The sequence below is a fragment of the Thioalkalivibrio sp. ALE14 genome (assembly GCF_000376845.1).
Classification (GTDB): domain Bacteria; phylum Pseudomonadota; class Gammaproteobacteria; order Ectothiorhodospirales; family Ectothiorhodospiraceae; genus Thioalkalivibrio.
In genome coordinates this window covers 59663-77711 of sequence record NZ_AQXY01000025.1, presented here as the reverse complement: position 1 = coordinate 77711, position 18049 = coordinate 59663, and the positions used below count along the sequence as shown (strand labels likewise).

Genomic DNA, 18049 nt, shown 5'->3' with positions numbered 1-18049 from the left:
CTGCCGCTCTGGTCTGATCTCGTGAACTCGCGCGCCGCGCACCCGTCGCAAGCGCGTCAACGCAAAGGAAAGGTCCCGCATGGATCCCGTCACTCAAGCCAGTCTGGGCGCCGTCGTCGGCGGCCTGACCCTCGGATCACGCCTGGGCCGCAAGGCCGTCCTGCTGGGGGCCGCCGTCGCCATCGTCCCGGACCTCGACACGCTCATAGCCTACGGCGATGACGTCTCCGATTTCATCCATCACCGCGGCTTCAGCCACTCCCTGTTGCTGCACCTGCTGATCGCAACCGGCATGGCCGGCCTGCTCGCGCGCGTGCCGGCTACGCGCGACATCGGCTTCGGGCGCTGGTGGTGGTTCCTGTTCCTGGTGCTGTCCACCCATGTCCTGCTGGATGCCCTGACCACCTACGGCACCCAGATCCTGTGGCCCTTCATGGGGCCGGTCGGGACCGCCTCGATCTTCGTGATCGACCCGCTCTACACCCTGCCCCTGCTGGTGGCCGCCATCGGCGCCCTGTTCTATCGCTTCGCGCCACGCCTGCTGGTTGCCGGACTGGTGCTGTCCACCGCCTACGCCGGATCCGGCCTCGCATTAAAAGCCTGGCTCGACCATCGCATCCAGCCCGCGCTGATCGCGATGGACCTGCAGGACCAGCCGCGCATGATCCAGCCCACCCCGTTCAACCTGCTCCTGTGGCGCGTCACCGTAATGGATGACGACCGCTTCCTCGAGGCTTGGGTCGGCATCCTCGACCAGCCCATCCGCCCGGACTTCGAGGCCTTCGTGCGCGGCGCACACCTGGCGGACGCCGCACTCGCTCTGGAAGACGGGCAGCGCCTGCAATGGTTCGCCGGCGACTTCCTCCGCTTCCATCGCGCCGAGCACGAGGACAGGCCCGATCGTCTGGTCGTCACCGACCTGCGGCTGGGTGCTCCTGGCTACTTTCCCTTTGGCTTCGAGATCGCCGAGGAACGCGACGGCGACTGGGAGCCGATCACCAGCCGCCAGGTCCGCGAGACGGGTCCGCGTGGAGACGCGATCCGTGCCATCGCCACGCGCATCATCGATCCGGAGGGCGCGCCCTGCCTGATGGACCTGGCCGAACCCGACTACGCCGTCACCCGGCCGCCACCGCGCTGCCGCATGAGGATGCCGTGATCCCAGCCGGCCCTTCAGAATCAAAACCCGGGGCGGCCTGCGAACTGTGCGGACGTGCGATGGAGGACCTGACCCGGCACCACCTGATCCCGCGCAAGCAGCATCGGCGCAAGCGTATCCGGCGGCGCTTCAGCCGCGCCGAGCGCGAGCGTCGCATTCTCTGGGTCTGCCGTCCCTGCCACAATCACATCCACAAGCACTTCGACGAGCAGACCCTGGCCGAGCGCCTGAACACGCGCGAGGCGCTGCTGGCCGAGCCGGTGATCCGCGACTTCGTCGCCTGGATCGCGCGCCACCCGCCCGGCTTCAAGCCGCGCGGCTAATCCGCCAAGCGCGGGGCCCACGGAGATCCGGGCCTGGTTCGTCGTTCGTTGGTAACGGGGGCTTCGTTCGGCCACCTGCCTAGTGTTGGCTGGGCCTCGTTCGTCCTCCGGTGTTTACGTGCCTTCGGTCCACATACTGCCGTGCGCTGACTCGCCAGCGCGCCGCGAGGTCCTTTCTTGCTTGCCCAAGAAAGGACCCAAAGAAGGGCACCCGGATTCCGCCCGGGAACCTCGCTCCGGACGTGCTGGGCCGGCGGCGCTGAACTCGCTGCGCCTGCGGCTCCGCTCAGACATCCAGCGCCTTCTCCCGGCCCACCACGCCCTCCGCGAGGGGCTCCATACGGGGGAGTAAGGTCAAGACAGAAGGCACTCCGACCCCACGACACAACAACGGCCTTGCCGTCCGACAGCCCCCCGGCGCCCGCTCGCGGGCGCGGCACGCAACGGCCAAAGGCCGAGCGTGCCCAGGATGTCGGAAGACCCAGCCTTCATCCACTGGCAAGACCATCGGGACGGCCGTTGTCTTGACCTTGATCCCCCCGTTGTCGTCGCGCCGAGTGGAGAGGGTTTTCGCGGGATCAGAGGCGCTGGATGTCTGAGCGGAGCCGCAGGCGTAGCGAGTTCAGCGCCGCCCGCGAAAAGCCTCGGAGCGAGGGAAACCCCGGCCCGCACAGCGGGCCGGGGTCGCGGCAGTCGGGCGTGTTTCTTGGTTACTTCTTTGCACGAGCAAAGAAGTAACTCGGGGCGCGCTGGCGAGTCAGCGCCGGGCAGGCGGCGGACCGAAGCCACCGTAAACACCCGATGCCGAACCAGGACCAGCCACTACAAGGCAGGCGGCCGAACGAAGCCCCTGTCAACGTCGCAGATCAGTGCTGCGAGGCCGGCGGCATCCGGATAAACCGCTCGCGATACAGGCGCAGTTCGTCGATGGAATCGCGGATATCCTGCAACGCCTGATGCGATGCATTCTTGCGCAACTGCGCGATCACGTCCGGCGCCCAGCGTCGCGCCAGCTCCTTCAGCGTCGAAACATCCAGGTTGCGGTAGTGGAAGTACTGCTCGAGCTCCGGCATCAGCCGCGCCATGAACCGCCGATCCTGGCAAATGGAATTTCCGCACATCGGCGAGGCGCCTTTCGGCACGTACTGCGCCAGGAATTCCAGCGTCGCCTGCTCGGCGTCGCGGGTCTCCGACGAGCTGTTACGCACCCGCTCGATCAGACCCGAGGTGCCGTGGGTGCGCTGGTTCCATTCATCCATCGCCTCCAGCACCTCGGCCGGCTGGTAGATGGCAATGACCGGCCCCTCGGCCAGGGTGTTCAGCTCCTTGTCGGTGACGATGGTCGCCACCTCCAGGATCCGGTCGGTCTGCGGCTCCAGACCGGTCATCTCGAGATCGATCCAGATCAGGTTTTCGGCGTTGATGGCCATGGGGTGCCTCCTTGGCGGACAGGCCACGCCTTCATGACGGCTGCCCTTTCATATGTCGCGGGAGTCTATCATCATGGTTGCAACGCCCGTGACACGGGCGCAAACCCCCGTAACGAGGAGGGAACCATGCGACATACCAATGCACATCTCGCCGCCGGCACGGCCGTGCTGGCCTTGACCCTTGGCGGCGCAAGCACCGCGCTGGCCGACGACATCCGCGTGGGACAGGAACTGCACAGCGACAACTGCATCAGCTGCCATGCCGACATGGTCGGAGGCGACGGCTCCGGACTCTACACCCGTGACAACCGTATGGTCGGCTCGCACGACGAACTGGTCGCCCAGGTCAACAACTGCAACGTGAACCTCGGGACCAACTGGTTCGACGACGAGGTGAACGCCGTGGTTGCCTACCTCAATGCGGAGTACTACCAGTTCGATGAGTGATCTCAAGACCCGACACTGCCAGTCCTGCGAGGGCATGACCGCCCCGATGCCTCGCGCAGACGCGGAACGCGCCCTGGAACAGGTACACGATTCCTGGGGTATCGACGAAGCCGGCAAGAGCATCCAGCGCAGTTTCAAGTTCAAGAACTTCCACGAAACCATGGCGTTCGTGAACGCCGTGGCCTGGATCGCCCATGTCGAGGATCACCACCCCGACATGGCCGTCGGCTTCAATCGCTGTGCCGTGGAGTTCTCGACCCACGCCATCGGCGGCCTGAGCGAGAACGACTTCATCTGCGCCGCGCGCATCGATGCGCTGTTCGAGTAACCCTCGCCCCGGAGCCCCGGCTTGAGCCAGATCGCCCGGGTCTTCGCCCGTCACAACCAGATGGCCGACGTCGCGGTGGATCATCACCCTCCGCGACGTCTGCGCCTGCACCGCCGGTTCCGGGAGATTGCCTGTGGTGACCGCGTGGAGCTGGACGCCTCGGGGGAACAAATCGCACGCCAGCTCGACCGCGACAACGTTCTGGTGCGGCGCGACGGGTTCGGGCGACGCAAGGTGATCGCGGCCAACATCGACTGCGTGTGGATCGTGATCGCGCCGGAGCCGGCCCCCTCGCGCAACCTGATCGACCGCTTTCTGGTCGCCATCCTGAACCTGCCCGCCCGTCCCCGGCTACTAATCAACAAGCAGGATACCGGCCCCGCGGAACCGCCCGCCTGGTTGGCCGCCTACCGGGGGCTGGATCTGGACCCACTATTCGTCAGCGCGAAAACCGGCTACGGTCTGGATGACCTTGCGGCAGCCGCGGCCGGGCAAACCAATGTCCTGGTCGGTCAGTCCGGCGTCGGAAAGTCCTCGCTGGTGGCGGCCCTGCTCGATCAATACGGGATCGCCGACGCGATCGCACCAGCCACCGGCGACCTGGCCGCCTCGGGCGAGGGCCGCCACACCACGGTCACCGCGCAGTGGTATCCACTGGCCAACGGGGGTGCCTGGATCGACTCGCCCGGTGTGCGCGACTTCACGCCCGAGATCCCGTCGCTGGACACCCTGGAGCGCGGCTTCCCGGACATCGCCAAGCGCGGCGATCAATGCCGCTTCCGCGACTGCCGCCACCAGACCGAGCCGGGCTGTGCAGTTCGCGCCGCCATCGAGGCCGGCGAACTCCCCGCCGCTCGCCTGCAGGCCTGGCACGAACTGGCCAGCGAGATCCCCGCCCAAACCCGCGCCCGCGGGTAACGGTTCCACCACGGAGCGCACAAGAAAACCTAGAAATCGGTTTACAGGAAGAAGGGAAGACTGGAAGGGAAAGGGATTGAAAACCGCTTGTTCGATTAAGCCCTGCGAACGACCCCGGCGCCGCTCAGCGCATTAAAACGGGCATTTCTTCCAGCCTCCCCAACTTCCTGTTAACGCTCTTGAAGTGTTTTTTCGAACTAGCGGTGGGAGGTGTCGCGGCGGGGGCCGGGATCAGAAGGTCAGACCCATCTCGACGCCGATGACCGAGGAGGTCGGTTCGCGAGTAACGCCCTCGAATTCGAGGCGATCGGCCAGCCAGTCATCCGCGGAGTTCAGCGAATAGTCATCGTAGTACAGGCTCAGGGAGAGCTCGGACTGGTTCTGCAGACGCAGCCGACCGTCCAGGCTCAGGTAGCCCGCGGTACGGCCCGTCTCGCGATAGCGCGTGCCATAGCCAAAGCCCTGGTCCCGGTCGTCGCTGGACAGGGGCTGACGCACCCCCACTCGGAACTGGCTGTCAAAGCGGCCGGAGGCAAAGGTCGGCCCAAAGCTGAAGTCGGTGAAATACGCGGTGGACTCGCTGGCCGGGCCGAGATCGTTCCAGTCCGGACGAGTTTCCATGCCGAAGCCGAGATTCAGGCCGTAGCCGAAGCCGCCGCCCAGCTCCTGGTGATAGCCGCCCACCGCCTCGAAAAGGCGCGGGCCGGCGAAGGCATTGTCCGCATCGTCCAGCGCCGCGGCATCGGCGGTGTTACGCACCGACAGGCGATAACGGGATGCACCGTCGCGGTCGGCTTCGGGTTCCGCACGCAGCGCCGAAGCACCCAGGCCCGGCCCCACAAGGGCTTCGGCCTGCGGCGTCGCCAGCAACGAGTAGCGATCATCCGCACCCGCCGGCGCAGCGGCGAACGCGAACGCGCCCGCGAGCAGCGCAACCGCCAACAGGGATCCCCGCGGCACGCATGCGCGAACCCGCCGCAGGTCTTGCACCTGCGGCGGGTTCGGGGCTGCACCGTTGAAACCGTGTCGCGTCACACCAGTCGTCCGTATTGTTGTTATCGGTCTAGCCTGGGGGCCAGCTCAGCGCACGCCCGGCGAGGACGTGCATGTGTATATGGTAGACCGTCTGCCCACCGTGTTCGTTGCAATTCATCACGGTTCGATAACCGTTTTCCGCAAATCCGCGATCGCGTGCAATCTGCGCCGCCACCCGGGTCATCTGCCCGATCACGGGGGCATCCGCATCGTCCAGAGCATTCAGCGTGGCGATGTGCTTTTTCGGGATGATCAGCACATGTTCGGGTGCCTGCGGGTTCAGGTCTTCAAAGGCCAGCACGGCTTCGTCCTCGAACACCACCTTGGCCGGGATCTCGCCCGCCACGATCTTGCAGAACACGCAATCGGTCATGCCGTCACCCCCGCATCTATCGAAATATTACCACGCATCAATATTCTCGCCGACCCGACAGGGCATGCGCCAGGGTGCCGGCGTCGATGTACTCCAGTTCGCCCCCACTGGGGATGCCCTGGGCAATCCGGGTCGTGCGCACGCCGTGGCGTGCCGCCATCTCCGCCAGGTAATGGGCCGTGACTTCGCCCTCCACCGACGTGTTGGTGGCCAGGATCAGCTCTTCCACCCCCTCGGCCTGGAGGCGCGCCTCCAGTCGATTCAGCCCGAGTTCCTCCGGGCCAATGCCGTCCAGCGGCGACAACCGGCCCAGCAGCACGTGGAAGCGCCCGCCGAAATCGGTGGCCGATTCGATCGCCAGTACGTCGCCCGGGCTCTCCACCACGCAGACCACCCGAGAATCGCGCTCCGGGTCCGCACAGCGGCTGCAGGTCTCGGACGAGGTCAGCGTGCGGCACACCGAGCAATGCCCGATGCGAGTCACCGCTTCGTCGACCGCGCGCGACAGACGCCGCGCACCCTCGCGGTCACGCTCCAGCAGGTGCAGCGCCATACGCCGCGCCGATTTCGCCCCGACTCCGGGAAGGCAACGCAGCGCCTGGACCAGCTCGTCCAGTTCCGCCTCCATCAGACGCGTCCGGTCCGGCGCGTCAGAACGGCAGCTTCATGCCGGCCGGCAGGCCCATGCCTTCGGTCAGGCTGCCCATGCGCTCCTGCGTCGTGGACTCGACCTTTTGCACCGCGTCGTTGATCGCGGCGGCGACCAGATCCTCGATCATGTCGCGGTCGTCCTCGAACAGGCTGGGATCGATCTTCACCCGACGTGCCGCGTACTTCCCGGTCAGCACCACGCTGACCAGCCCGCCGCCGGCCTGGCCCTCGATCTCCATCTCGGCGAGCTCGGCCTGCACCTTCTGCATGTCTTCCTGCATCTTCTGGGCCTGCTTCATCAGGCCGCCCATGCCACCTTTCATCATCGCTTCGATCTCCTGACCCGCATCGTGGCGGTTCTGCATGTGCAATTCATTAGGGAAACATTAATCACTAGCGCGGAGACGACGGTGCGTCGCCCGCGGGAGCGTCGTTGTTTGTTTCACGAATCCGCACGGCGCCCAGTTCGGCGCCGAATTCCTGGCCCAGGGCCTGCACCACGGGATCCTCGCGCATGGTCGTCTCGGCGCTAGCCTGACGTTCCGCCGATTCGGCCGCAAGCCGCGCCGCGGGCGTCGCCTCGGATGGTTCGGACTGATTGACGATCTCCAGGCGCAGGGCGTGGCCCAGCGCCTTCTCCAGCGCATCCTTCAAGCGCGCCTTCGCGCGATCGGTGCACAGCGCGCCCGGGGCCACCGCAATGACCACGCGCTCGTCGTCATGCTTGCGCAACTCGGCGTGCAGCGCGAGTTCGCGCACCGTCCCCATGGGCAGGCCTTCGGCAAAGCGGTGCCAGTCGAACAGGCCGTCCGCCGCCACGCTCAGTGCGGCCGGTTCCGGCACGGCGGCGTCCGCCGCCGGCGCAGGCGGCGCACTCGCTTCGTGTTGCGCTGACGGCCCGGCGTCCGGATTGGGGTCGGGTGCCTGAGGCGGAGCAGCCGGCTCGCGCACTTGCTCCAGGGGGTGCGGCGGCTCTGGCTCTGCGGCAGCGGTGTCCGCCGTGGCCGGTTCTGGACGCCCTGCAGGCGAGGCCGCAGAGGGCGCCCGGGATGCGGGGGGTTCGGATGGCGCGGCGCCACCAGCCGCAGCCGGACGCCCCGAGGCATCGCCACCGCTGGCTCCACCCGCACGCCCCGGGGCAGGCTCCGGACGAAACGCCAGCAGACGCAGCAGGGTCATCTCCACACCCATGCGCGCATCCGGTGCATAGGGCAGATCGCGTACCCCGTGCACCAGGATCTGATAGGCCAGCTGAATGGTTTCCGGATCAACCCGGCCAGCGGCCTCGTGGGCCCAGACCAGGGCCTCCTCCCCGCTTTCCGGTGCGCTTCCCGCCACTTGCTGCACCGCCACCTGATGCACCAGTGCCGCCAGCTCGTCGAGCAGGCGCGACCAGTCAGGTCCCAGTGCCTCCAGCTCCGTCAGCCCCGCCAGCAGGCCCGGGCCATCCCCGGCAAACACCGCATCCAGCAACCCGGCCAGACGCGTGCGCGGCAACAGCCCCAGCATGTCGCAGGCATCGGATTCGCTCAGGCGTTCACCGCCATAGGCAATCGCCTGGTCGGTCAGGCTCAGGGCATCGCGCATCGAGCCCTCGGCCGCCTCGCCCAGGCGCAGCAGCGCGCCCGGCTCCGCCTCCACGCCCTCGGCGGCGAGGATGCGCGTCAGGTGCTCGGCGATCATCGCCGGCGGCATCGGCTTCAGATTGAACTGCAGGCAGCGCGACAGCACGGTGACCGGAAGCTTCTGCGGATCGGTCGTCGCCAGCAGGAACTTCACATGGTCCGGCGGCTCTTCCAGCGTCTTCAACAGGGCGTTGAAGCTCTTCTCGGAGAGCATGTGTACCTCGTCGATCAGGTACACCTTGAAACGCCCGGTGGTCGGCGCATAGGAGACGTTGTCCAGCAGCTCGCGGGTGTCGTCCACCCGGGTGCGCGACGCGGCATCCACCTCGATCAGGTCCAGATGGCGACCCTCGGCAATCTCGACGCAGGAGCGGCACTCGCCGCAGGGCGTGGCGGTCACGCCGGTCTCGCAATTCAGGCAGCGCGCGAGGATGCGGGCGATGGTGGTCTTGCCCACCCCGCGGGTCCCGGCAAACAGGTAGGCATGATGCAGCCGATCGCCGCTGAGGGCATTGGCCAGGGCGCGCACCACATGCGGCTGCCCGACCAGGTCCTCGAAGCGCGAGGGACGCCACTTGCGGGCCAGAACCTGGTGACTCATGCCTCCCCCGTCGATCGAGTCATGCGCGCGCCCGGGTGCGGGCATCACCGCAGGGATCCGGGCCGCAGGGAAATAGGGTGGTGGCCCGCACCCGCCACACCCCGGCGCCCGACGCAGCTGCTACCGTTGCTCCCTTCCGGGCCTGGCGGGGTTCACAGCCTGTCGTCGCGAGGGGACTGATACGGACCACCATAACGCGGTCCGCGATTCGGCGTTTCCGAATCGGGGCGGCAAGCTTCCGCATTTCCGGCGAACGCGTCAACCTTGGGGCCATGCTATGGAATCGGTGTAACCACCGCGACCGGCACACCGATAGCCTAAAACTAACGATCAAATAGAAAAGAAACACTGGATCAATCATTAGCCAGGCCTTATCTTGAGTCCCGTAGTCGGGCATCGGCCCGGCCGAAATCAAAATCTTCTCTCTGGCAATCAACACTCAACTGAAGGAGTACAACTCATGGAACTCGAAAATCGCGAAGGTCAGCGCGTACCGGAAGTCACCTTCCGCTGCCGCAAGGACAACGACTGGAACGACGTGCGCTCGGAAGACCTGTTCAAGGGTCGCAACGTGATCGTCTTCGCCCTGCCGGGCGCGTTCACCCCGACCTGCTCCTCCGCCCACGTGCCGCGTTACAACGAGCTGGCGCCGGTGTTCAAGAAACACGGCATCGACGAGATCGTCTGCATCTCGGTCAACGACGGCTTCGTGATGGAGGCCTGGCAGGCTGACCAGCAGGCCGACCGCGTGACCTTCATCGCCGACGGCAACGGCGAGTTCACCGAGCAGATGGGCATGCTGGTCGACAAGAGCGACCTCGGCTTCGGCCACCGCTCCTGGCGCTACTCCATGCTGGTGCGCGACGGCGTGATCGAGAAGCAGTTCATCGAGCCGGACGAGCCGGGCGACCCCTTCGTGGTCTCCGACGCCGACACCATGCTCGCCCACGTCGCCCCGGATGCGGCCTGCCCCGAAGACGTGGTCGTCTTCACCAAGCCGGGCTGCCCGTACTGCGCCAGCGCCAAGGAGATGCTGGAGAGCGCCGGCCTGGATTACGAAGAGATCATCCTGGGCCGCGACGCCAGCCTGCGCAGCCTGCGCGCCGCCACCGGCGCGATGACCGTCCCTCAGGTGTTCGTGGGCGGCCACCGCATCGGCGGCTCGGAAGATCTGCAGGAGTGGATCTCCCGCGAGAAAAAGGCGGCGTAAACCCTGCCTGCCGGGACGGGTCCTCGCGACCCGTCCCCGGTGGTCATCCCGACCGGGTGGCCATTCGTGTCCGGACCCCGCCCGTGTCCGGACGTCCGGACACGAATGGCAGACCCTGGCGACAGCGCGGAACGCAGTCGCTATGTAACACTTTCACCGAACCCTTCGAGGAATCGACATGGAACACTACGACATCATCGTGATCGGCGGCGGCAGCGGCGGCCTGGCCGTGGCGGAACGCACCGCCCCGCACGGCGCCCGCGTCGCCGTGTTCGACCCCAAGCCGCTGGGCGGCACCTGCGTGAACGAGGGCTGCGTACCCAAGAAGCTGACCTGGTACGCCGCCGAGCATATGTCGCATGCCCGCGAGGCCGGCGAGTTCGGCGTGGATGTCGAGATCCAGGGCATCCGCTACGCCGACCTGGCGCACAAGCGCCAGGCGATGCTGAAGGACCTCAACCAGTTCTGGTCCGGGTACCTGGAGAAGCTGGGCGTGACCCACATCCCGGAACGTGCCCGCCTGGCCGAGAAGAACAAGGTAGTCAGTGACAGCGGCACCGAGTACACCGCCGAGCGCATCGTGCTGGCGATGGGCGGCGCCCCCATCGTGCCGCCGCTGGAGGGCGCCGAGCTGGGCGCGACCTCCGACGACTTCTTCGAATGGACCGAGCTGCCGGAATCCATCGCCGTGATCGGCGCCGGCTACATCGGCCTGGAGATGGCCGGCATGCTGCGCTCCATGGGCGTGAAGACCGACGTGGTCGCGATGGAGGACCGCGTGCTGGAGATGTTCGACCCGATGATCTCGCAGGCGCTGGATCAGCACATGGAGTACCAGGGCATCGACCGCCACCTGGGCGTGAAGGTCGCGGGCCTGGGCGGCAAGCCCGGCGCGGTCACCGTCAAACTGGAAGGCGGCAAGGAGCTGGGGCCCTATGAAAAGGTGTTGTGGGCTGTGGGCCGCAAGCCGGCCACCAGCGACATGGGCCTGGAAGAGGCCGGTGTCGAGATCGCCCGTGGCGGCACCATCCCGGTAGACGAATGGCAGGCGACCAATGTGGAGGGCATCTACGCCCTGGGCGATATCATCGGCAAGGGCCCGCTGACCCCGGTGGCCATCGCCGCCGGTCGCCGCCTGGCCGCCCACTGGTATGCCCCGGAGACAAATCCCGTCCCGGTGGACTACGACCAGATCCCCACGGTCACCTTTACCCACCCGACCGCCGGCATGGTCGGCCTGACCGAGCCGCAGGCGGTGGAGAAGTACGGGGACACGGTGCGCATCTACGAGACCCAGTTCGGTGGCCTGAACCGCGCCTTCGCCGAGGGCGAGGTGCCGCCGGTGGCGATGAAGCTGGTCTGCGCCGGGGACGACGAAAAGGTCGTCGGCATCCACATGATCGGCGCGAACGTCGACGAGATGCTGCAGGGCTTTGCCGTGGCGGTCCGCATGGGCGCGACCAAGCGCGACCTGGACCTGACCATTCCGCTGCACCCGACCAGCGCCGAGGAGCTGGTCACCCTCAAGGAAGGTCGCCCGGGCCGCCAGGAGGGCTTGGCCCAGGCCGCCTGAGGGCTCCCCTGCCCGCCGCAGTAAACAGAAAACCGCCCCGACTCGTTGAGCCGGGGCGGCTTCCGAACCTGCTTTCGCGGACGGTCCATGCCCGCATTCATACTCGGGGCTAGAAGCGCCAGCCCACCGAGGCCGTGAAGGCGTCGAGCTTGTAGTCGTTGTCGAAGTCATAGCGTTCGTACTCGGCGCGAATCAGGAAGCTGTCCAGATTCACCTGCGCACCGAGTCCGTAGACCGGATCCACGCCATCGTTGTCGCGCAGGACCACGCTCTCGTCGCCCAGGTTGCCGCGCACGTCGGCATCCCACTTGGCGAGGCCCGCCAAGGGAAACACTGGATAATGTACACGCTCGCGCTCGAGTCGCTTTTGCGTGCGAACAAGGCGCGGTGACCGCCGTGCAGTCATTCTGCACAAGGGAGCCGCAACGCCGTGCGCGCGCAAAAGCGGCCGAGCCCCCTCGGGGTTGGTACCCCAGGTCCCCCGATTCTGCGTTGCGCCGCTTGCGGGTAGAACCACTACCCGCTGCGCGCCGCGCCTTGTCTCGGAAAACCTGGGGTACCAACGCGAGCGTGTACATTACCCAGTGTTTCCCTCGGCAAAAAACTCGAAATGCTGCCCGATCGGCAGTTTGCCGAGGACGCTCGCGCCATAGGCTCGAGACTTGATGTCGGTATGCGCACCGGACTCGTCTCCGCGCAGCTTCACCTTTCCGAGATCCGAGTAGAACCCCTCGACCCCTACATACGGGTTGAAGTTGTACCCGACAAACCCGCGCCAGACATTGTCGTCGTCATCCAGTCGGTAATCCGAGGCCCCGGAACCGATAAAGTCCGCGACCTCGTCCCGGTCGTTCTTCAGGGAACTGAAGCCCGTGCCCAGCCCCATGTACACCCCTTCCCCGCGATCCCGAGAATCCGCCAGCACCGTCTGGGGCATCAGCATTCCGGCCGCGGCGATCACCGCGGTTGCCATCAAGATCTTCTTCATCGTTACGTCTCCTTGCAGATAGTGGTCGAAACAATCACTGTCCGGTCCAGCCAAAGACGCCGACGATTTTCATCAAACTCCCGCGACCATAAAACGCCCGATGCGTGATCCTTGCCAATAAATTCGCGAAGCACCCCGAGTTCGAAACTCAATTCGTGGCGCCGCGCACACGCAAAAAAAGAAAAAGACTGATGAGCCAGTACACCATCCGCTCATGGCGACCGACCCACCAGTCTTTTATTCTTCGATCGACATCACCCACAACCCGGCTCCGGTTCACACCGACCGAATACGCCAACGCCACGGCTCAATCCATGTTGCGTTCCGGGTCCTCTTCCGGCGACATCTCGTCCGCAACCCCCGGTTCTTCGCGCAGGTCCTCGACCCAGCCCCGAAGATCCTCCTCAACCTCCTCAACCTCCTCTACGGCCTCGTCCGTGGACTCGGCCGCCTCCTCCGCCGGCCCCGGGTCGGAGCAGCCCGCCAGAAGTCCGGCGCCTGCGAGCAACAAGGCCGCCGAGTGCAACGGAAACCCCGCGAAACGGTTCAGGGCGTTCCGAGTCTTTCGTGATGTGCCATTCATGTGAGCTCCTCCAGCAATTCTTTCGAATCGACGAATTTCGCGCTACCAGGGCCGGAAGAAAATCCGCCACGAGCGAAATACATCGCTACGGACCGCCCAGCCGAAACCCGAACGGATTCACATTTCCTCGAGCAGCACAAACAGTGTGTACTGCCCCAGGCAGTATAGCCGCGAACCAGAACTCAAAATCGACAACGAGCACGACACACGGAAGCAAAGTGAGGAACCGACCGACGAAATCTGGCCTACACTTGGGATTTCAAACTATTCGCAAGGAGAGAATCCATGCTGGGATGGGCATTGTTATTTCTGATCGTCGCGATCGTCGCGGGCGCCCTCGGTCTGAGCGGGGTCGCTGGCGCAGCCACGCAAATCGCATGGATCCTGTTTGTCGTCGGGCTCATCCTGGCGGTGGTCTTTTTCGTTACGGGTCGGCGTCCCCCGTTGTAGGCAGGTGTTGCGCACAAACGCGGGTTGAATCTCACTCACGCGGCTGAATCCACGTCCCCCGGCGCTTGGCGTAATACAGGCCCCGCCTGGGCGAGGCGGGGCTGTGGAGGGATGTAACGCCTAGAAACACGCTTGTTACGCAACGTAACACCCAAACCCTCGCCACGGCCGCAACCCCCTGTTTCGCGTAGGACAGGTGTTTGGCGCGCAATTTGCATTAACCCCCGAAATCGTGAACACCATCACTCTGGGGGCACCGCCACCGCCATGTCCGACGCGCTCGACAGCACCCGGGAGTTCCTCGGCGCCCACGCGCCGTTCGACCAGCTCGAGGCGGATGCGCTGGAGTTCCTGCTGCCGCGTCTGGAGAGTCGGTTCTACGCCCGCGGTGCACGCATCACCGATCCCGAGGGCGGGCCGGCGCAGCGCTTCCACATCATTCGCCAGGGCCGCATCCGGGGCGAGACGCCCAGCGAGGACGAGCAGCTCTCCGGCAAGGCCTGGGAGCTGATCCCCGGCGAATGCTTCCCTATCGGCGCTCTGCTCGGCCGCCGTGCCGTACACACCGTGCATCGCGCGGCCGAGGACACCGTCTGCCTCGAACTGAGCCTGGAGGACTTCGACCGACTGCGGGCGCGCTCGAAGGTGTTCAACGACTTCTGCACCCGCCGACTGGCCAATCTGCTGGACCGCCTGCAACAGGGCCTGGATACCCTGTCCGCCCGTGACGGCGGATCCGCGGGTCAGCTGAACACGCCGCTGGCCCTGCGTATCGCCCGCGAGCCGGTCACCTGCCGGCCTGACTCGCACCTGCGCGATGTCCTGACCTCCATGCGGGACGAACGCGTGGGCTCCGTCGTGGCCATCGACGGCGACCAGCGGCCGGTGGGGATCTTCACCCTGCATGACCTGCTCGCGCGCGTGGCGCTGGCGGATGTGGACCTGGACACGCCGGTCGAGGCCGTAATGACCCGTGATCCGGTCGCGCTGGCGGAAAGCGCCCCGGGCTTCGAGGGGATCGAGGCCATGACCGAGCACGGCATGACCCACCTGTGCGTGGTGCGCGACGGGCGGCTGGTCGGCGTGCTGGGCGAGCGTGATCTGCTGACCAGCCAGCCGCTGACCCTGGATGGCCTGGTGCGCGAGATCCGCCGCGCGGACTCGGTTGCAGCCATCGCCGAGCGCCTGCGCCAGGTACCGCAGCTGATCGAGGCCGTGGTCGGCCAGGGAGCGGAGGCCGATCAGGTCCTGCGCCTGATCACCCGCCTCAACGAACACGCCACGCGCCGTGTGCTGGCCCTGCTGCGCAGCGAACACCCGGCCATCGAGGGCATCGACTTCACCTGGCTCGCGTTCGGCTCGCAGGCCCGCGAAGAGCAGGCGCTGGTGACCGACCAGGACAACGGCATCCTGTTCGATGCCGAGGCCGGCGACACGGACGCGATCCGCGAACGCCTGCTGCCCTACGCAAAGGCCGTGAACCAGGCCCTGGCCGAATGCGGCTTCATGCTGTGCCCCGGCAACATCATGGCCGGCAACCCGGAGTGCTGCCTGAGCGGTCCGGAGTGGGATCAGCGCTTCACCCGCTGGATCGAGCAGGGCACGCCCGAGCACCTGCTCAAGAGCGCCATCTTCTTCGACCTGCGCGCGGTGGACGGCGAGGCCGGCCCGGTCGAGGCCCTGCGCACCCGCCTGTTGCAGCAGACCGCGTTCAACAGTCGTTTCCGCCGCCAGATGGCGGCCAACCAGCAGATGTTCCGCCCGCCGCTCGGCCTGTTCGGCGAGATCAAGAGCGGCGCCGAGGGCATCGACATCAAGAAGCAGGGGCTGACCCCGTTTGTCGACGGGGCGCGGATCATCGCGCTGGCCGCCGAACTGCCGGCGACGCGCACCCACGACCGCCTGGACCAGGCGGTCACCGCGGACGTGATGCGCGGCACCGACGCCCGCGACTACCACGCGGCGCTGCGGTATCTCCAGATGCTGCGCCTGAGGGCCCAGCAGAAGGCCTTGCGTGAAAACCGCGACGACGACAACCGAATCCGGCCGGAAGAGCTGGGTGCCCTGGAGGGACGGGTGCTCAAGGAGAGTTTCCGGCAGGCCCGCAAGCTGCAGGGACAGCTTGAGGTGCAGTACCAGCTGTGAGGGATCACGGCAAACAACAAAACCTTACGAGAGGAGCATCGTCATGTCACAAGAAGACCTGAGCCGGCAGGCGTACTGGCGGGCGCACCTGCGCCTGCTGGGCATCTGCCTGGCCATCTGGTTCCTGGTGTCGTTCGTGCTGGGCATTCTGGTCGCCCAGCCCCTGAACGCGATCCAGCTGGGGGGGTATCCGCTGGGCTTCTGGTTCGCCCAGCAGGGCTCGATCTACACCTTCATCATCCTGATCTTCGTTTATGCCTGGCGCATGAACGTCCTGGATCGCAAGTTCAACGTCCACGAGGAGTAAGCCTGTCATGGATCAACAGACTCTAAGCCTGCTCGTGGTCGGGGCGACCTTCGTCCTGTACATCGGCATCGCCATCTGGGCGCGTGCCGGTTCGACCAGCGAGTTCTATGTCGCCGGGCGCGGCATCAACCCGATCGCCAACGGGATGGCCACCGCCGCGGACTGGATGTCCGCCGCATCGTTCATCTCCATGGCCGGCCTGATCGCATTCCTCGGCTTTACCGGGGGTGCATTCCTGATGGGCTGGACCGGCGGCTATGTGCTGATGGCCCTGCTGCTGGCCCCGTACCTGCGCAAGTTCGGTAAGTTCACGGTGCCCGAGTTCATCGGGGATCGCTATTACTCGAAGCTCGCGCGCGTCATCGCCGTGATCGCCCTGATCGTGATTTCCGTGACCTACGTGATCGGGCAGATGCGCGGGGTTGGCATCGCCTTCTCCAACATCCTGGAGGTCCCGCTGGCCACCGGACTGTTCGCCGGGATGGCGGTGGTGTTCATCTACGCCGTGCTCGGCGGGATGAAAGGCATCACCTACACCCAGATCGCACAGTACGTGATCATGATCTTTGCCTACACGGTGCCGGCGGTCTTCATTGCCATCACCCTGACCGGCAACCCGCTGCCCCAGCTGGGCCTGGGTTCGACCCTCCAGGGGACGGACACCTACCTGCTGGATGCACTGGATCAGACCATGATCGATCTGGGTTTCCATGCCTACACCGCAGTGGGCGGCATGAGCCTGATGAACATGTTCCTGCTGACCCTGGCGCTGATGATCGGTACCGCGGGTCTGCCGCACGTGATCATCCGCTTCTTCACCGTTCCGCGCGTGCGGGATGCCCGCAAGTCCGCCGGCTGGGCGCTGGTGTTCATCGGCATCCTCTACACCACCGCCCCGGCGGTCGGTGCGATGGCCATCTGGAACCTGGTGAACACCGTCCACCCGGGCGAGATCGGCACCGAGGAGGGTCACCTGGCCCACGCGGACAAGCCGGCCTGGATGGAGCGCTGGGAACAGACTGGACTGCTGGCGTTCGAGGACAAGAACAACGACGGCGTCATCCAGTACTACAACGATGGCAACGAAGAGTTCGCCGCGATGGCGGAAGAGGAATACGGCTGGGAAGGCTCCGAGATCGTGACCCTCGACCGCGACATCATGGTGCTGGCCAACCCCGAGATCGCCGGGCTTCCGGGCTGGGTGATCGCACTGGTCGCAGCGGGTGGTATCGCCGCCGCACTGTCGACCGCGGCGGGGCTGCTGCTCGCCATATCCTCGGCCATCTCGCATGACTTGCTGAAGGGCGTGTTCATGCCGAGGATCAGCGAGAAGAGGGAGCTACTGGCCGGACGTATCGCCATGGCGGTCGCCATCCTCTTCGCAGGGTATCTGGGGCTCAATCCACCCGGCTTCGCGGCCGAGGTGGTAGCGCTGGCGTTCGGTCTGGCCGCGGCCTCGCTGTTCCCGACCCTGATGATGGGCATCTTCATGAAGAAGATGAACAAGGAAGGCGCCATCGCCGGCATGCTGGTCGGTCTGGGGACCACCCTCGTGTACATCTTCATGTACAAGGGCTGGTTCTTCTTCCCCGCCACCGCCATGCTTCCGGACACCCCGGAAGGCTGGCTGCTGGGCGTGAACCCGACCGGCTTCGGCGCCATCGGTGCGGTCTTCAACTTCGTCACCGCCTACATCGTGATGAAGCTGACGGCCGAGCCGCCGAAGGACATCCAGGACCTGGTGGAAAGCGTGCGCGTACCGCGTACCGAAACCTGATGGACGGCCCCGTCATGCCAAGCTTCATCGGCCTGGCGGGGTCCCCGTCACCATGACTGGATGTTCATTCTGCTGTAAAAAAGACGGGGTCGGCTCGGATACACCGGGTCGGCCCCTTTTATCTGT

General features: G+C 65.9%; 18 protein-coding genes, 1 other RNA gene and 2 pseudogenes. 11 read left to right on the top strand and 10 right to left on the bottom strand.

The features are described 5' to 3' along the window. Positions 1 to 79 precede the first annotated feature (79 nt). Together F572_RS0105470 and F572_RS0105465 are read left to right on the top strand one after the other, a co-directional pair. Positions 80 to 1159 carry a metal-dependent hydrolase gene (locus tag F572_RS0105470; protein ID WP_017940608.1) on the top strand — a complete coding sequence of 360 codons (1080 nt, stop codon included), beginning with the start codon at positions 80 to 82 and terminating at the stop codon, positions 1157 to 1159. 59 nt (positions 1160 to 1218) lie between these two features. Continuing rightward, the gene (locus F572_RS0105465) at positions 1219 to 1482 is read left to right on the top strand and encodes a hypothetical protein (RefSeq protein WP_017940607.1); all 264 of its coding nucleotides are present in this window, start codon (positions 1219 to 1221) and stop codon (positions 1480 to 1482) included. A gap of 866 nt (positions 1483 to 2348) precedes the next feature. Here the strand turns inward: F572_RS0105465 and orn are convergent. Beyond that, complete coding sequence (gene orn, locus F572_RS0105460; RefSeq protein ID WP_017940392.1) at positions 2349 to 2912, bottom strand: oligoribonuclease; 564 nt, start codon at positions 2910 to 2912, stop codon at positions 2349 to 2351. 126 nt (positions 2913 to 3038) lie between these two features. Between orn and F572_RS0105455 the strand changes: the two genes are divergently transcribed. The 3 genes from F572_RS0105455 to rsgA are packed head-to-tail and all read left to right on the top strand — an operon-like array spanning position 3039 to position 4605. Next, positions 3039 to 3359, top strand: coding sequence for a cytochrome c (locus F572_RS0105455; protein WP_017940391.1), 321 nt, complete (start codon positions 3039 to 3041; stop codon positions 3357 to 3359). Next, positions 3352 to 3687, top strand: coding sequence for a 4a-hydroxytetrahydrobiopterin dehydratase (locus F572_RS0105450; RefSeq protein WP_017940390.1), 336 nt, complete (start codon positions 3352 to 3354; stop codon positions 3685 to 3687). The genes F572_RS0105455 and F572_RS0105450 overlap by 8 nt, the downstream gene beginning before the upstream one ends. 21 nt (positions 3688 to 3708) lie before the next feature. After that, the gene (rsgA, locus tag F572_RS0105445) at positions 3709 to 4605 is read left to right on the top strand and encodes a ribosome small subunit-dependent GTPase A (RefSeq protein WP_017940389.1); all 897 of its coding nucleotides are present in this window, start codon (positions 3709 to 3711) and stop codon (positions 4603 to 4605) included. Positions 4606 to 4836: 231 nt separating this feature from the next. On the opposite strand, the gene F572_RS0105440 is transcribed toward rsgA, so the two are convergent. The 6 genes from F572_RS0105440 to ffs form a co-directional block, all read right to left on the bottom strand. Continuing rightward, a complete protein-coding gene (locus F572_RS0105440) occupies positions 4837 to 5547 on the bottom strand; it encodes a hypothetical protein (RefSeq protein ID WP_017940388.1) in 711 nt (236 codons plus the stop codon). 121 nt (positions 5548 to 5668) lie between these two features. Further along, a complete protein-coding gene (locus tag F572_RS0105435; protein WP_017940387.1) occupies positions 5669 to 6013 on the bottom strand; it encodes a histidine triad nucleotide-binding protein in 345 nt (114 codons plus the stop codon). 37 nt (positions 6014 to 6050) lie between these two features. After that, the gene (gene recR, locus F572_RS0105430; protein ID WP_017940386.1) at positions 6051 to 6641 is read right to left on the bottom strand and encodes a recombination mediator RecR; all 591 of its coding nucleotides are present in this window, start codon (positions 6639 to 6641) and stop codon (positions 6051 to 6053) included. Positions 6642 to 6663: 22 nt separating this feature from the next. Beyond that, complete coding sequence (locus tag F572_RS0105425; protein WP_018866552.1) at positions 6664 to 6990, bottom strand: YbaB/EbfC family nucleoid-associated protein; 327 nt, start codon at positions 6988 to 6990, stop codon at positions 6664 to 6666. 67 nt (positions 6991 to 7057) lie between these two features. Then, positions 7058 to 8890, bottom strand: coding sequence for a DNA polymerase III subunit gamma/tau (dnaX, locus tag F572_RS0105420; RefSeq protein WP_026142859.1), 1833 nt, complete (start codon positions 8888 to 8890; stop codon positions 7058 to 7060). A gap of 85 nt (positions 8891 to 8975) precedes the next feature. Beyond that, positions 8976 to 9072: signal recognition particle sRNA small type (gene ffs / locus F572_RS15140), an RNA gene on the bottom strand. A 278-nt stretch (positions 9073 to 9350) separates the two neighbouring features. Here ffs and F572_RS0105415 point away from each other — a divergent pair. Both F572_RS0105415 and gorA read left to right on the top strand, forming a co-directional pair. Continuing rightward, entirely contained in the window at positions 9351 to 10100 is a 750-nt protein-coding gene (locus tag F572_RS0105415; RefSeq protein WP_017940383.1) for a glutathione peroxidase, read from the top strand. A gap of 178 nt (positions 10101 to 10278) precedes the next feature. Further along, positions 10279 to 11673: a glutathione-disulfide reductase gene (gorA, locus tag F572_RS0105410; protein WP_017940382.1), complete on the top strand. Its 1395-nt coding sequence runs from the start codon at positions 10279 to 10281 to the stop codon at positions 11671 to 11673. Positions 11674 to 11782: 109 nt separating this feature from the next. Here the strand turns inward: gorA and F572_RS0105405 are convergent. The 3 genes and pseudogenes from F572_RS0105405 to F572_RS0105395 all read right to left on the bottom strand — a co-directional run. Beyond that, positions 11783 to 11995, bottom strand: a pseudogene (locus F572_RS0105405) (outer membrane beta-barrel protein); the annotation flags it as partial. 270 nt (positions 11996 to 12265) lie between these two features. After that, positions 12266 to 12661: pseudogene (locus tag F572_RS0105400) on the bottom strand (outer membrane beta-barrel protein); the annotation flags it as partial. 307 nt (positions 12662 to 12968) lie between these two features. After that, on the bottom strand, positions 12969 to 13244 hold the full coding sequence (locus F572_RS0105395) for a hypothetical protein (protein ID WP_017940520.1): 276 nt from the start codon (positions 13242 to 13244) through the stop codon (positions 12969 to 12971). 285 nt (positions 13245 to 13529) lie between these two features. Here F572_RS0105395 and F572_RS15130 point away from each other — a divergent pair, with 285 nt between their 5' ends. From F572_RS15130 to F572_RS0105375, 4 genes are all read left to right on the top strand, one after another. Next, positions 13530 to 13694, top strand: a complete 165-nt coding sequence (locus F572_RS15130; protein WP_017940519.1) for a DUF1328 domain-containing protein — start codon at positions 13530 to 13532, stop codon at positions 13692 to 13694. 267 nt (positions 13695 to 13961) lie between these two features. Further along, positions 13962 to 15839 carry a DUF294 nucleotidyltransferase-like domain-containing protein gene (locus F572_RS0105385; protein WP_017940518.1) on the top strand — a complete coding sequence of 626 codons (1878 nt, stop codon included), beginning with the start codon at positions 13962 to 13964 and terminating at the stop codon, positions 15837 to 15839. Positions 15840 to 15882: 43 nt separating this feature from the next. Continuing rightward, positions 15883 to 16146 carry a DUF4212 domain-containing protein gene (locus tag F572_RS0105380; protein ID WP_017940517.1) on the top strand — a complete coding sequence of 88 codons (264 nt, stop codon included), beginning with the start codon at positions 15883 to 15885 and terminating at the stop codon, positions 16144 to 16146. Positions 16147 to 16153: 7 nt separating this feature from the next. Beyond that, on the top strand, positions 16154 to 17923 hold the full coding sequence (locus F572_RS0105375) for a sodium:solute symporter family protein (protein WP_017940516.1): 1770 nt from the start codon (positions 16154 to 16156) through the stop codon (positions 17921 to 17923). Positions 17924 to 18049 lie beyond the last annotated feature (126 nt).

Bases quoted from the DNA above. Each gene is read 5' to 3' on its own strand.
- F572_RS0105470 (WP_017940608.1), top strand. From the start codon at position 80: ATGGATCCCGTCACTCAAGCCAGTCTGGGCGCCGTCGTCGGCGGCCTG.
- dnaX (WP_026142859.1), bottom strand. From the start codon at position 8,890: ATGAGTCACCAGGTTCTGGCCCGCAAGTGGCGTCCCTCGCGCTTCGAG.
- F572_RS0105385 (WP_017940518.1), top strand. From the start codon at position 13,962: ATGTCCGACGCGCTCGACAGCACCCGGGAGTTCCTCGGCGCCCACGCG.
- F572_RS0105450 (WP_017940390.1), top strand. From the start codon at position 3,352: ATGAGTGATCTCAAGACCCGACACTGCCAGTCCTGCGAGGGCATGACC.
- F572_RS0105465 (WP_017940607.1), top strand. From the start codon at position 1,219: ATGGAGGACCTGACCCGGCACCACCTGATCCCGCGCAAGCAGCATCGG.
- F572_RS15130 (WP_017940519.1), top strand. From the start codon at position 13,530: ATGCTGGGATGGGCATTGTTATTTCTGATCGTCGCGATCGTCGCGGGC.
- recR (WP_017940386.1), bottom strand. From the start codon at position 6,641: ATGGAGGCGGAACTGGACGAGCTGGTCCAGGCGCTGCGTTGCCTTCCC.
- orn (WP_017940392.1), bottom strand. From the start codon at position 2,912: ATGGCCATCAACGCCGAAAACCTGATCTGGATCGATCTCGAGATGACC.
- F572_RS0105425 (WP_018866552.1), bottom strand. From the start codon at position 6,990: ATGATGAAAGGTGGCATGGGCGGCCTGATGAAGCAGGCCCAGAAGATG.
- F572_RS0105415 (WP_017940383.1), top strand. From the start codon at position 9,351: ATGGAACTCGAAAATCGCGAAGGTCAGCGCGTACCGGAAGTCACCTTC.
- F572_RS0105455 (WP_017940391.1), top strand. From the start codon at position 3,039: ATGCGACATACCAATGCACATCTCGCCGCCGGCACGGCCGTGCTGGCC.
- F572_RS0105375 (WP_017940516.1), top strand. From the start codon at position 16,154: ATGGATCAACAGACTCTAAGCCTGCTCGTGGTCGGGGCGACCTTCGTC.
- F572_RS0105380 (WP_017940517.1), top strand. From the start codon at position 15,883: ATGTCACAAGAAGACCTGAGCCGGCAGGCGTACTGGCGGGCGCACCTG.
- F572_RS0105395 (WP_017940520.1), bottom strand. From the start codon at position 13,244: ATGAATGGCACATCACGAAAGACTCGGAACGCCCTGAACCGTTTCGCG.
- F572_RS0105435 (WP_017940387.1), bottom strand. From the start codon at position 6,013: ATGACCGATTGCGTGTTCTGCAAGATCGTGGCGGGCGAGATCCCGGCC.
- gorA (WP_017940382.1), top strand. From the start codon at position 10,279: ATGGAACACTACGACATCATCGTGATCGGCGGCGGCAGCGGCGGCCTG.